Source organism: Pseudomonas sp. Soil_N_39 (assembly GCF_057655955.1).
The window spans coordinates 15,860-28,178 of record NZ_JBDGLI010000034.1; the positions used below are offsets into that span (position 1 = coordinate 15,860).

General features: G+C 62.3%; 9 protein-coding genes. 4 read left to right on the forward strand and 5 right to left on the reverse strand.

Annotated features, from left to right (window positions below):
• Window positions 1–221: 221 nt before the first annotated feature.
• The 5 genes from prpF to AC3A5O_RS28430 all read right to left on the reverse strand — a co-directional run bounded on the left by prpF (window position 222) and on the right by AC3A5O_RS28430 (window position 7,121).
• The gene (prpF, locus tag AC3A5O_RS28410) at window positions 222–1,415 is read right to left on the reverse strand and encodes a 2-methylaconitate cis-trans isomerase PrpF (protein WP_122568706.1); all 1,194 of its coding nucleotides are present in this window, start codon (window positions 1,413–1,415) and stop codon (window positions 222–224) included.
• 53 nt (window positions 1,416–1,468) lie between these two features.
• Entirely contained in the window at window positions 1,469–4,060 is a 2,592-nt protein-coding gene (gene acnD, locus AC3A5O_RS28415) for a Fe/S-dependent 2-methylisocitrate dehydratase AcnD (RefSeq protein WP_305490859.1), read from the reverse strand.
• Window positions 4,061–4,256: 196 nt separating this feature from the next.
• Window positions 4,257–5,384 carry a bifunctional 2-methylcitrate synthase/citrate synthase gene (prpC, locus tag AC3A5O_RS28420; RefSeq protein ID WP_122568708.1) on the reverse strand — a complete coding sequence of 376 codons (1,128 nt, stop codon included), beginning with the start codon at window positions 5,382–5,384 and terminating at the stop codon, window positions 4,257–4,259.
• 136 nt (window positions 5,385–5,520) lie between these two features.
• Window positions 5,521–6,411 carry a methylisocitrate lyase gene (gene prpB, locus AC3A5O_RS28425; protein WP_122568709.1) on the reverse strand — a complete coding sequence of 297 codons (891 nt, stop codon included), beginning with the start codon at window positions 6,409–6,411 and terminating at the stop codon, window positions 5,521–5,523.
• Window positions 6,408–7,121: a GntR family transcriptional regulator gene (locus tag AC3A5O_RS28430; RefSeq protein WP_487754004.1), complete on the reverse strand. Its 714-nt coding sequence runs from the start codon at window positions 7,119–7,121 to the stop codon at window positions 6,408–6,410. Before AC3A5O_RS28430 ends, prpB begins: the two co-directional genes overlap by 4 nt.
• Window positions 7,122–7,404: 283 nt before the next feature.
• Between AC3A5O_RS28430 and rloA the strand changes: the two genes are divergently transcribed.
• From rloA to pabB, 4 genes are all read left to right on the forward strand, one after another.
• A complete protein-coding gene (gene rloA / locus AC3A5O_RS28435) occupies window positions 7,405–7,941 on the forward strand; it encodes a retropepsin-like aspartic peptidase RloA (RefSeq protein ID WP_487754005.1) in 537 nt (178 codons plus the stop codon).
• A gap of 5 nt (window positions 7,942–7,946) precedes the next feature.
• Window positions 7,947–9,479 carry an osmotic stress tolerance membrane protein RloB gene (gene rloB / locus AC3A5O_RS28440; protein ID WP_060741350.1) on the forward strand — a complete coding sequence of 511 codons (1,533 nt, stop codon included), beginning with the start codon at window positions 7,947–7,949 and terminating at the stop codon, window positions 9,477–9,479.
• Complete coding sequence (locus AC3A5O_RS28445) at window positions 9,479–10,465, forward strand: alpha-L-glutamate ligase-like protein (protein WP_305467791.1); 987 nt, start codon at window positions 9,479–9,481, stop codon at window positions 10,463–10,465. Before rloB ends, AC3A5O_RS28445 begins: the two co-directional genes overlap by 1 nt.
• Window positions 10,466–10,751: 286 nt before the next feature.
• Window positions 10,752–12,095 carry an aminodeoxychorismate synthase component I gene (gene pabB / locus AC3A5O_RS28450; protein ID WP_487754006.1) on the forward strand — a complete coding sequence of 448 codons (1,344 nt, stop codon included), beginning with the start codon at window positions 10,752–10,754 and terminating at the stop codon, window positions 12,093–12,095.
• Window positions 12,096–12,319: the final 224 nt, after the last annotated feature.

Consider the following 12,319-nt stretch of genomic DNA (forward strand, 5'->3'; position numbering starts at 1 on the left):
AGATTGCTCGCGATAGCGGTGTGTCAGTCGACATCAATGCTGGATTTACCGGCCTCATCGCGAGCAAGCTCGCTCCCACAGGGGATTGCAGCGGAACCAGAATTCAAATCCATCACAGATTTGTGGGAGCCGAGCTTGCTCGCGATTGCGGTGGATCAGCTTGCATCAATGTGGAATGTCTGACCGCTTTCGCGAGCAAGCCCGCTCCCACAGGTTTTATGTCAATTCAAGACATCCCCCGGCACCCGCACGAACCCTTCCATCAACACCCGCGCACTGCGGCTCATGATGGCTTTTTTTACGGTCCATTCGCCGTTGACCACACTGGCCTCGGCGCCGACGCGCAGGGTGCCGGACGGGTGGCCGAAACGTACGGCGTTGCGCTCGATGCCGCCAGCCGCGAGGTTCACCAAGGTGCCGGAAATCGCCGCGGCCGTGCCGATAGCCACCGCTGCGGTGCCCATCATGGCGTGGTGCAGCTTGCCCATGGACAACGCCCGCACCAGCAAGTCGACATCCCCCGCCGCCACGGTTTTTCCGCTTGAGGAAAGGTAATCCGCCGGTGGTGCGACAAACGCCACTTTCGGCGTGTGCTGGCGCTGGGCGGCTTCGTCCAGGTGCTTGATCAAGCCCATCCGCAAGGCACCGTGGGCGCGAATGCTTTCGAACATCGCCAACGCCTTGGGATCGCCATTGATAGCGCCCTGCAATTCGGTGCCGGTGTAGCCGACATCGCGAGCATTGATGAAAATCGTCGGGATCCCCGCGTTGATCAGCGTCGCCTTGAGCGTGCCAACACCGGGCACTTCCAAGTCGTCCACCAGGTTGCCGGTTGGAAACATCGAGCCGCCACCGCCCTCCTCCTCGGCCGCCGGGTCCATGAATTCCAATTGCACTTCGGCCGCTGGAAAAGTCACGCCGTCGAGTTCGAAGTCACCGGTTTCCTGCACCGCGCCCTCGGTGATCGGCACATGGGCGATGATGGTCTTGCCGATGTTGGCCTGCCAGATCCGCACCACGGCCACACCGTTCTGCGGAATACGACTGGCTTCCACCAAGCCGCTGCTGATGGCAAACGATCCCACCGCCGCCGACAGGTTGCCGCAGTTGCCGCTCCAGTCCACAAACGGCTTGTCGATGGACACCTGGCCAAACAGGTAATCGACATCGTGATCGGCCCGGGTGCTCTTGGACAGGATCACGGTCTTGCTGGTGCTGGACGTGGCGCCGCCCATGCCATCGATCTGCTTCTCGTACGGGTCGGGGCTGCCGATCACCCGCAGCAACAGGGCATCCCGGGCCGGCCCGGGAACACGGGCCGCTTCGGGGAGGTCTTGCAGGCTGAAGAACACGCCTTTGCTGGTGCCGCCACGCATGTAGGTCGCGGGGATCTTGATTTGAGGCGAGTGAGCCATGTGCTCCAACTCCTGAAAAAACGGGCGGCCAGAGAACGGACCACCCAAGCGATTTAAACGGCCACCGCCGATTCGAGGAAGTCCTGGGCAAAGCGTTGCAGCACGCCCCCGGCTTCGTAGATCGACACTTCTTCGGCGGTATCGAGACGGCAGGTCACCGGCACTTCGACGCGCTCGCCATTCTTGCGAGTGATGACCAGGGTCAGCGTCGCCCGCGGGGTGCGTTCGCCGATCACGTCGTAAATCTCGCTCCCGTCGATGCCCAGGGTCTTGCGATCAGTCCCGGGCTTGAACTCCAGCGGCAACACGCCCATGCCCACTAGGTTGGTGCGGTGGATGCGTTCGAAACCTTCGGCGGCGATCGCCTCGACCCCGGCCAGGCGCACGCCCTTGGCCGCCCAGTCCCGGGACGAACCCTGGCCGTAGTCGGCGCCGGCAATGATGATCAGCGGCTGCTTGCGCTCCATGTAGGTTTCGATGGCTTCCCACATGCGCATGACCTGGCCTTCCGGCTCGACCCGGGCCAGGGAACCCTGCTTGACCTTGCCGTTTTCCTGGACCATTTCATTGAACAGTTTCGGGTTGGCGAACGTGGCGCGTTGCGCGGTCAGGTGGTCGCCGCGGTGGGTCGCGTAGGAGTTGAAGTCCTCTTCCGGCAGGCCCATTTTCGCCAGGTATTCACCCGCGGCGCTGTCCAGCATGATGGCGTTGGACGGCGACAAGTGGTCGGTGGTGATGTTGTCCGGCAGCACCGCCAGCGGGCGCATCCCCTTGAGCGGCCGCGCACCGGCCAGCGCGCCTTCCCAATACGGCGGACGACGGATGTAGGTGCTTTGTGGGCGCCAGTCGTACAGCGGCGTCACTTTCGGCCCGGTGTCTTCCTGGATGGCGAACATCGGAATGTACACCTGGCGGAACTGCTCCGGTTTCACCGAAGCCTTGACCACCGCGTCGATTTCTTCGTCGCTTGGCCAGATGTCCTTGAGGCGAATCTCGCGGCCGTCCACCACGCCCAGCACATCTTTCTCGATGTCGAAGCGGATGGTCCCGGCGATGGCATAAGCGACCACCAATGGCGGCGAGGCAAGGAACGCCTGCTTGGCGTACGGATGGATACGCCCGTCGAAGTTGCGATTGCCCGACAACACGGCCGTGGCGTACAGGTCGCGGTCGATGATTTCCTGCTGTATCACCGGGTCCAGCGCGCCGGACATGCCGTTGCAGGTGGTGCAGGCGAACGCCACCACGCCGAAGCCCAGCTTCTCGAGTTCGGACGTCAGACCGGCTTCATCCAGGTACAACGCCACGGTTTTCGAGCCCGGCGCCAGGGACGACTTGACCCACGGCTTGCGGGCCAGACCCAAGCGGTTGGCGTTGCGCGCCAGCAAGCCAGCGGCGATCACGTTGCGCGGGTTGCTGGTGTTGGTGCAACTGGTGATCGCGGCGATGATTACCGCGCCGTCGGGCATTTGCCCGGGCACATCGTCCCACTGACCGGAGATGCCTTTGGCGGCCAGATCCGACACCGCGACGCGGGCGTGGGGGTTGCTCGGGCCGGCCATGTTGCGCACCACCGAGGACAGGTCGAAGGTCAGGCCACGCTCGTACTGCGCGCTTTTGAGGCTATCGGCCCACAGGCCCACGTGCTTGGCATAGGTTTCCACCAACTGCACCTGGGTGTCTTCGCGGCCGGTGAGCTTCAGGTAATCGATCGTCTGCTGATCGATATGGAACATCGCCGCCGTGGCGCCGTATTCCGGGGCCATGTTGGAGATGGTCGCACGGTCGCCCAAGGTCAGGGCACTGGCGCCTTCGCCGAAAAACTCCAGCCACGCCCCCACCACTTTTTGCTTGCGCAGGAACTCGGTCAGCGCCAGGACCATGTCCGTGGCGGTGATGCCCGGTTGCAGCTTGCCGGTCAGCTCGACGCCGACGATTTCCGGCAGGCGCATCCACGAGGCGCGACCGAGCATGACGCTTTCAGCCTCCAGGCCACCGACACCGATGGCGATCACGCCCAGGGCATCGACGTGGGGCGTGTGGCTGTCGGTGCCAACGCAGGTGTCGGGGAACGCCACGCCGTCACGCTGCTGGATCACCGGGGACATTTTTTCCAGGTTGATCTGGTGCATGATCCCGTTGCCCGGCGGAATCACGTCGACGTTCTTGAAGGCTTTCTTGGTCCAGTTGATGAAGTGAAAGCGGTCTTCGTTGCGGCGGTCTTCGATGGCGCGGTTCTTGGCGAAGGCTTGCGGGTCGGAACCACCGCTTTCCACCGCCAGGGAATGGTCGACGATCAATTGGGTTGGCACCACCGGGTTGACCTGCGCCGGGTCACCGCCCTGCAAGGCAATGGCATCGCGCAAGCCGGCCAGGTCCACCAGGGCGGTTTGGCCGAGGATGTCATGGCACACCACGCGCGCCGGGAACCATGGGAAGTCCAGGTCACGCTTGCGCTCGATCAGTTGCAGCAGCGACTCGCGCAGCGTGGCCGGGTCGCAGCGCCGCACCAGGTTTTCCGCCAGCACGCGAGAGGTATACGGCAGGCCGTCATAGGCGCCGGGGCGGATGGCCTCCACTGCGCCGCGAACGTCGAAATAATCCAGCGAAGTGCCAGGTAGCGGTTTGCGAAATTCTGTGTTCATCGTCAGGACTCGGGTCACGGTGGTTTCAGAAGGTTGGCGCCGGCCTGAAAGCCCCCCCGGCCACTGTGGGAGCGAGCTTGCTCGCGATAGCGGTGTATCCGTCGACATTAATGTTGAATGTCAGTATGCAATCGCGAGCAAGCTCACTCCCACAGGGTTTCGGGGTAATCAGTTCCGGCGGCTAAAACCCTCCAGCTCAGCGTTGTTCGATTGGCACGAACTTGCGCTGTTCGACGCCGGTGTATTCGGCGCTCGGTCGGATGATGCGGTTGTTGGCGCGTTGTTCGAACACGTGGGCGGCCCAGCCGGTCAGGCGCGAGCAGACGAAGATCGGTGTGAACAGCTTGGTCGGGATGCCCATGAAGTGGTACGCCGAGGCATGGTAGAAATCGGCGTTGGGGAACAGTTTCTTTTGCTCCCACATGGTCTTGTCGATGGCCTCGGAGACCGGGAACAGCACCGTGTCGCCCACTTCGTCGGCGAGTTTTTTCGACCAGCCCTTGATCACCTCGTTGCGCGGGTCGTTGTCCTTATAGATCGCGTGACCGAAGCCCATGATCTTGTCCTTGCGCGCCAGCATGCCGAGGGTGCCTTCGATGGCCTCCTGGGGTGAGCTGAAGCGCTCGATCATTTCCATCGCCGCTTCGTTGGCGCCGCCGTGCAACGGGCCGCGCAACGAGCCGATGGCGGCGGTGATGCAGGAGAACAGGTCCGACAGCGTGGAGGCGCAGACCCGGGCAGTGAAGGTCGAGGCGTTGAATTCGTGCTCGGCGTAAAGGATCAGCGAGACATTCATCACCTTCACGTGCAGCTCGCTCGGCGTCTTGCCGTGCAACAGGTGCAGGAAGTGACCGCCGATGGACACTTCGTCGGTCACGCATTCGATGCGCTGGCCTTGGTGGCTGAAGCGATACCAGTAACACATGATCGCCGGGAACGCGGCCAGCAGACGATCGGTCTTGTCGTGTTGCTGGGAGAAATCCTGCTCGGGTTCCAGGTTGCCCAGGAACGAGCAGCCGGTGCGCATCACGTCCATCGGGTGGGCGTCGGCGGGAATGCGCTCCAGCACTTCTTTCAAGGCTTGGGGCAAGTCGCGCAGTTGGCGCAGTTTACCGGTGTAGGCGTCCAGCTGTGCCTGGGTCGGCAGTTCGCCGTACAGCAGCAGGTAGGCTACTTCTTCAAATTGCGCATCTGCCGCCAGGTCGCGGACGTCGTAGCCGCGATAGGTCAGGCCGGCGCCTGATTGGCCCACGGTGGACAATGCGGTTTGCCCGGCCACCTGGCCACGGAGCCCGGCGCCACTGAGTACTTTTGCTTCGGCCATTTGCTGTCTCCAGTTTTTAGATTTGTAGAGAATGGAGGAAAAAGATCGCAGCCTCGTTGCACTCGACAGCGCCTACACAGCTCCTACGCGGCCCAACTCTGTAGGAGCTGTCGAGCGAAGCGAGGCTGCGATCTGTTCATTTTTTCGCCGCGAACAATGCATCGAGCTTCTGCTCGAAGGTGTGGTAGTCGATGCGATCGTAAAGCTCCATGCGGGTCTGCATGGTGTCGATGACATTCTGTTGCGTGCCGTCGCGGCGGATCGCGGTGTAGACGTTCTCGGCCGCTTTGTTCATGGCCCGGAAGGCCGACAGCGGGTACAGCACCAGGGACACGTCGGCACCGGCCAACTGTTCGGTGGTGTACAGCGGAGTCGCGCCGAATTCGGTGATGTTGGCCAGGATCGGCGCTTTCACGCGGCTGGCGAACAGCTTGTACATTTCAAGCTCGGTGATGGCTTCGGGAAAAATCATGTCGGCACCGGCCTCAATGCACGCAGCGGCGCGGTCCAGGGCCGATTCCAAGCCTTCCACCGCCAGGGCATCGGTACGCGCCATGATCACGAAACTGTCATCGGTACGGGCATCGACGGCGGCCTTGATGCGGTCGACCATCTCTTGTTGGGAAACGATTTCCTTGTTCGGACGATGGCCGCAACGCTTGGCGCCGACCTGGTCTTCGATATGAATCGCCGCGGCGCCGAACTTGATCATCGACTTGACCGTGCGCGCGACGTTGAATGCCGAGGAACCGAAACCGGTGTCCACGTCCACCAGCAGCGGCAGATCACAGACATCGGTGATGCGGCGCACGTCGGTCAGCACGTCATCCAGGCCGGTGATGCCCAGGTCCGGCACGCCGAGGGAACCGGCCGCCACGCCGCCACCCGACAGGTAGATCGCCTTGAAACCGGCGCGCTTGGCCAGCAGCGCGTGGTTGGCATTGATCGTGCCCACCACTTGCAGCGGATGTTCGCTGGCGACCGCATCGCGGAAACGCTGGCCTGGCGTGCTGTTGCTGGAACTCATGACTCACCTCGTTCAGTGGCGGCGCTGTCCTGGAAATGACGCGCGATGTTGCGTTTGGAGGCGCCGATGTGCCGGCGCATCAATAATTCAGCCAGCTCACCGTCACGGTCGGCGATGGCGTCTAGAATCCGGTGGTGCTCGGCAAAGGCCTGGCGCGGACGGTTGGGCGTGGTGGAAAACTGGATGCGGTACATGCGCACCAGTTGATACAGCTCGCCGCACAATATTTGCGTCAGGGTGCGATTGCCGCTGCCCTGGATGATCCGGTAGTGAAAGTCGAAATCGCCTTCCTGCTGGTAATAACCGACACCGGCCTGGAACGCCGCATCGCGCTCGTGGGTTTCCAGTACCCGGCGCAGTTCGTCGATTTCTTCCAGGGTCATGCGTTCGGCCGCCAGGCGGCAGGCCATGCCTTCGAGGGATTCACGGATTTCGTAGAGTTCCAGCAGCTCGGCGTGGCTCAGCGACACCACCCTGGCACCCACGTGGGGCACGCGTACCAGCAGGCGCTGGCCTTCCAGGCGGTGAATGGCCTCGCGCAGCGGCCCGCGGCTGATGCCGTAGGTGCGCGCCAGCTCGGGCTCGGAGATCTTGCTGCCGGGGGCGATCTCACCCTTGACGATGGCGGCCTGGATACGCCGGAAGACGTTCTCGGACAGGGTCTCCGAGTCGTCTTGGGCCATCACCGGGGTTTCGAGCTGATCGAGCATATTGTCGACACCTTGAAAATCAATATGGCAAAAACTAACCAATAGCACCCTTAACGTCAAAACAAAAATCAACATTGTCGACAATCGTCTAATAAACGCCTTGTCGATAACCCCGTTGCATGAAGAGATCGTAGCCTCGGGCCAGCGGTGGCGTCAGAAAACCACCGTGCTAGAATGCCGCGGTTATTCGCCGCTCTCCTTTTATAGAGAAAGGCTGCCTAGGGAGCTTGTGCAGTAATGCCAGGGCCTGAACCGATAAACGGAACGCTGCGCACCAGGATCTATGACACTCAAGCCCTTATCTGCTGCTTTCTATTTCATATGCCTGCCGGGGCTTGCCGTGGCGGGTGAAAAAACCGTGTACGGCCTCAACGAGTACGCCGCCCTGCAGGGCATCGACCTGGAGGTCGCCGCCAAGCTCGACACCGGCGCCAAGACCGCGTCCCTCAGCGCCCGGGACATCAAGCGCTTCAAGCGCGATGGCGAATCCTGGGTGCGTTTTTACCTGGCCATCGACGCGGCCCACTCGCACCCCATCGAACGTCCGCTGGCCAGGGTCAGCAAGATCAAGCGCCGCGCCGGTGACTACGACCCGGAAGAAGGCAAGAAATACACGGCCCGGCCGGTCATCGAACTGGATATCTGCATGGGCTCGGCCCTGCGCAGCATCGAAGTGAACCTGACCGACCGCAGCGCCTTCCAATACCCGTTGCTGATCGGTTCCGAGGCGCTCAAGCGCTTCGACGCACTGGTCGACCCCAGTCTTAAATACGCTGCCGGCAAACCCGCCTGCGCCAATGCCGCTCAAACCGCAGAGTAATTCCAATGCGCTCCCTTACCCTCCATCTGAAAATGCTGATCGCCATCCTGGTGGTGCTGGGCCTGTCGGTAACGGCCTATCAGATTTTCGTGCTCGGCATCCCGGTCACCGAAGACGCCACCGACGACCTGTGGAACATCGACGCCAAGGTCGAATTCGTGCCCAACGCCAAGGATCCGGTCAAGATCCAGATGTTCGTGCCGCCCCTGAGCCGCGACTACGTGAGCCTCAACGAGAGCTTCATTTCCAATAATTACGGCGTGGCGGTGAACCGGGTCGACGGTAACCGCAAGGTGACGTGGTCGGCCCGTCGCGCCAAGGGTAACCAGACCCTTTATTACCGCCTGGTGCTGACCAAGCGCTACAGCGCCGAGAAAACCAAGGTCAAGGGCCCGACCTTCCGCGACAGCATCGCCGTCGAAGGCCCGGAGAAACTGGCCGCCGAAGCCCTGCTCGCGCCGATCCGCCAGCACTCGGCCGACGTCGAGACGTTCATCAGCGAAGCGATCAAACGGGTCAACAACCTCAACGACGACAACGTCAAGCTGTTGCTGGCTGGCGATCCTTCTTCGGCCAACAAGGCGCGCATCGTCGAATTGGTGCTGTCCATCGCCCACGTGCCGGTAGAGAAGGTCCACACCATTCGCCTGGTGGCCGACCAGCCGCAGACACCTGAGCTGTGGCTGCGCAGTTTCAACGGCACCGACTGGCTGTATTTCAACCCGGACTCCGGCGAACAGGGCCTGCCCACCGACCGTCTGCTGTGGTGGACCGGCGATGAAAACCTGATCACCGTCGATGGCGGCAAAAAAGCCACCGTCACCTTCAGCATGAACAACAGCGAAATGAACGCCATTCGCCTGGCCAAGCTGACGGACGAGAACACCGACGCCAACTTCCTCGAATACTCGCTCTATGGCCTGCCGCTGCAGACCCAACAGACGTTCATGATCATGGTGATGATCCCGATCGGCGTGCTGGTGATCCTGATACTGCGCAACCTGATCGGCTTGCAAACCCTCGGGACCTTCACCCCGGTGCTGATCGCTTTGGCCTTCCGTGAAACCCAGTTGGGCTTCGGCATCATTCTGTTCACAGTGATCACCACGCTGGGTCTATCGCTGCGTTCGTACCTGGAGCACCTCAAGCTGCAGATGCTGCCAAGGCTCTCGGTGGTGCTGACATTCGTGGTGGTGCTGATCGCCGCCATCAGCCTGTTCAGCCATAAGCTGGGCCTGGAACGCGGCCTGTCGGTGGCGCTGTTCCCGATGGTGATCCTGACCATGACCATCGAACGCCTGTCCATCACCTGGGAAGAACGCGGCGCCGGCCACGCGATGAAAGTCGCCATCGGCACCCTGTTCGCCGCGTCCCTGGCGCACCTGATCATGAGCGTGCCGGAGCTGGTGTACTTCGTGTTCACCTTCCCGGCGATCCTGCTGATCCTGGTGGGCTTCATGCTGGCCATGGGGCGTTATCGCGGCTACCGCCTGACCGAGCTGGTCCGGTTCAAGGCCTTCCTCAAGGCAGACTCCTGATGTTCGGCTTCTGGAAGACCTGGAAGGCCCTGGAAGCCCGGGGCATCATGGGCATCAACCGGCGTAATGCCGACTACGTGCTCAAGTACAACAAGCGCAGCCTGTATCCCATCGTCGATGACAAGATCATCACCAAGGAACGGGCCATCGACGCCGGCATCCATGTGCCGGAGCTGTACGGGGTGATCTCCACCGAGAAGGAAATCGACAAGCTCGACGAGATCATCGGCGGGCGCACCGACTTCGTGATCAAGCCGGCCCAGGGCGCCGGCGGCGACGGCATCATCGTCATCGCCGACCGCTTCGAAGGCCGCTATCGCACGGTGTCTGGCAAAATCATCAGCCATGAGGAGATCGAGCACCATGTCTCCAGCATCCTCACTGGCCTGTATTCCCTGGGCGGGCACCGTGACCGGGCGCTGATCGAGTACCGCGTGACGCCGGACCAGATCTTCAAGAGCATCAGCTACGAAGGCGTGCCGGACATCCGCATCATCGTGCTGATGGGCTATCCGGTGATGGCCATGCTGCGCTTGCCGACCCGCCAGTCCGGCGGCAAGGCAAACCTGCACCAGGGCGCCATCGGCGTGGGCGTCGACCTCGCCACGGGCCTGACCCTGCGCGGCACCTGGCTGAACAACATCATCACCAAACACCCCGACACCACCAACGCGGTGGACGGCGTGCAACTGCCCTACTGGGACGGTTTCATGAAACTGGCCGCCGGTTGCTATGAACTGTGCGGGCTGGGCTACATCGGCGTCGACATGGTGCTGGACCAGGAAAAAGGGCCGTTGATCCTGGAACTGAATGCCCGGCCGGGCCTGAACATCCAGATCGCCAACGACTGCGGCCTGACCCTGCGCACCCACGCGGTGGAAGCCCGCCTGGAAGAACTCCAGGCCCGGGGCGTTATCGAAACCGCAGAAGAGCGTGTGGCGTTTGCCCAGGAGTTGTTTGGGCATATTCCGCCGGTTGAGGGTTGAGGGTCTAAACCTGCCTACCACAACACCTGTGGCGAGGGGATTTATCCCCGCTGGGTTGCGCAGCAACCCCAAACAGGCCTCATGCAGTCAGCCTGATACGCCGAGGTGGTAGGCTTTAGGGTTGCTTCGCAACCCAGCGGGGATAAATCCCCTCGCCACACAAGGTGTTCACAGCCAAATTACTTTAGATGGCCCCGTACTTACTCATCTCCGACACCCCTCTAGGAGCAAATCCCACAGGGGATTACAATCGCCCCCCCGCCTGAACGGCTGACCCGCCCCGCCCATGCCAACCTGCTCCGTACACCCGCTGCCCTACCGCACCAACCCCGCCGAGTATTTCGCGGCGATCCGTCATGCCCCGGGCAGCGTGCTGCTCGACAGCGGCCGGCCGAGTGCCAAGCGCGGGCGTTACGACCTGCTCAGCGCCTGGCCGCTGGCACAGCTGGCGGTGTTGCCAGACGAGAGCGGCAGCGATTTCCTGCAACGCCTGCGCACTCAGCTGACACAACTGGGCGACGCGGAACTGCCGTCCACGGTGCAATTGCCCTTCGCCGGCGGGCTGATCGGCTACTTGAGCTACGACTTCGGCCGACACCTCGAAACCCTGCCGGCCCACGCCCAGGACGACCTGCAACTGCCCGACGCGCGTTTTGGCGTGTACGACTGGGCTTTGGTCAGCGATCACCAGGCGGGCACCAGCCAACTGGTGTTCCACCCCCATTGTGCCGAAGGCGAACGCCAGCGCCTGATCGCGCTGTTCAGCCAGCCGACCACCGCGCCCGTTTCGCCGTTCAGCCTTGAAGGGCCGATGACGCCGGACCTAAGCGCGGAGGCCTATCGACAGGCGTTCGAACGTATCCAGGCGTACATCCAGGCCGGTGACTGCTATCAGGTCAACTTTGCCCAACGCTTCCGCGCGCCTTGCCAGGGTGATGCCTGGGCCGCTTACCAGGCGTTGCGGGCGGCCTGCCCGACGCCGTTTTCCGGCTTCCAGAGCCTGCCGGAGGGTGGCGCGGTGCTGAGCCTGTCCCCCGAGCGCTTCGTCAAAGTCAACGAAGGCCAGGTGGAAACCCGACCGATCAAGGGCACCCGTCCCCGTGGCACAACGCCCGAAGAAGACGCGGCCCATGCCGCCGAGCTGCTGGCCAGCCCCAAGGACCGGGCGGAAAACCTGATGATCGTCGACCTGTTGCGCAACGACCTGGGCCGCACCTGCCGCATCGGCTCGGTGCGGGTGCCGGAGTTGTTCAGCCTGGAAAGCTACCCGAATGTGCATCACCTGGTCAGCAGCGTGACCGGCGAACTGGCTGTGGGTAAGGACGCCCTGGACCTGATCGCTGGCAGCTTCCCTGGCGGTTCGATCACCGGCGCGCCGAAAATCCGCGCCATGCAGATCATCGACGAACTCGAACCAACCCGGCGCGGGCTGTATTGCGGCTCGTTGCTGTACCTGGACGTGCGCGGGGAAATGGACAGCTCCATCGCCATCCGCAGTTTGCTGGTCAAGGATGGGCAGGTGTGTTGCTGGGGCGGCGGCGGGATTGTCGCGGACTCGGACTGGCAGGCGGAGTATCAGGAGTCGATTACCAAGGTTCGGGTGTTGCTTGAGACCTTGCAGAACCTCTAAAAGCATCGCGGGCAAGCCTTGCTCCCACAGGTTATCTGTTCACAAAAAGGTGCCTGATAGAGATCCTGTGGGAGCAAGGCTTGCCCGCGATGACAGTGTGTCAGTCGACTCAAGGCCAGCAGACACACCGCTATCGCGAGCAAGCTCGCTCCCACAGGTTATCTGTTCACAAAAAGGTGCCTGATAGAGATCCTGTGGGAGCAAGGCTTGCCCGCGATGACAGT

Coding starts and splice junctions, on each gene's coding strand:
- prpF (WP_122568706.1), bottom strand. CDS start 1,415: ATGGCTCACTCGCCTCAAATCAAGATCCCCGCGACCTACATGCGTGGC.
- acnD (WP_305490859.1), bottom strand. CDS start 4,060: ATGAACACAGAATTTCGCAAACCGCTACCTGGCACTTCGCTGGATTAT.
- prpC (WP_122568708.1), bottom strand. CDS start 5,384: ATGGCCGAAGCAAAAGTACTCAGTGGCGCCGGGCTCCGTGGCCAGGTG.
- prpB (WP_122568709.1), bottom strand. CDS start 6,411: ATGAGTTCCAGCAACAGCACGCCAGGCCAGCGTTTCCGCGATGCGGTC.
- AC3A5O_RS28430 (WP_487754004.1), bottom strand. CDS start 7,121: ATGCTCGATCAGCTCGAAACCCCGGTGATGGCCCAAGACGACTCGGAG.
- rloA (WP_487754005.1), top strand. CDS start 7,405: ATGACACTCAAGCCCTTATCTGCTGCTTTCTATTTCATATGCCTGCCG.
- rloB (WP_060741350.1), top strand. CDS start 7,947: ATGCGCTCCCTTACCCTCCATCTGAAAATGCTGATCGCCATCCTGGTG.
- AC3A5O_RS28445 (WP_305467791.1), top strand. CDS start 9,479: ATGTTCGGCTTCTGGAAGACCTGGAAGGCCCTGGAAGCCCGGGGCATC.
- pabB (WP_487754006.1), top strand. CDS start 10,752: ATGCCAACCTGCTCCGTACACCCGCTGCCCTACCGCACCAACCCCGCC.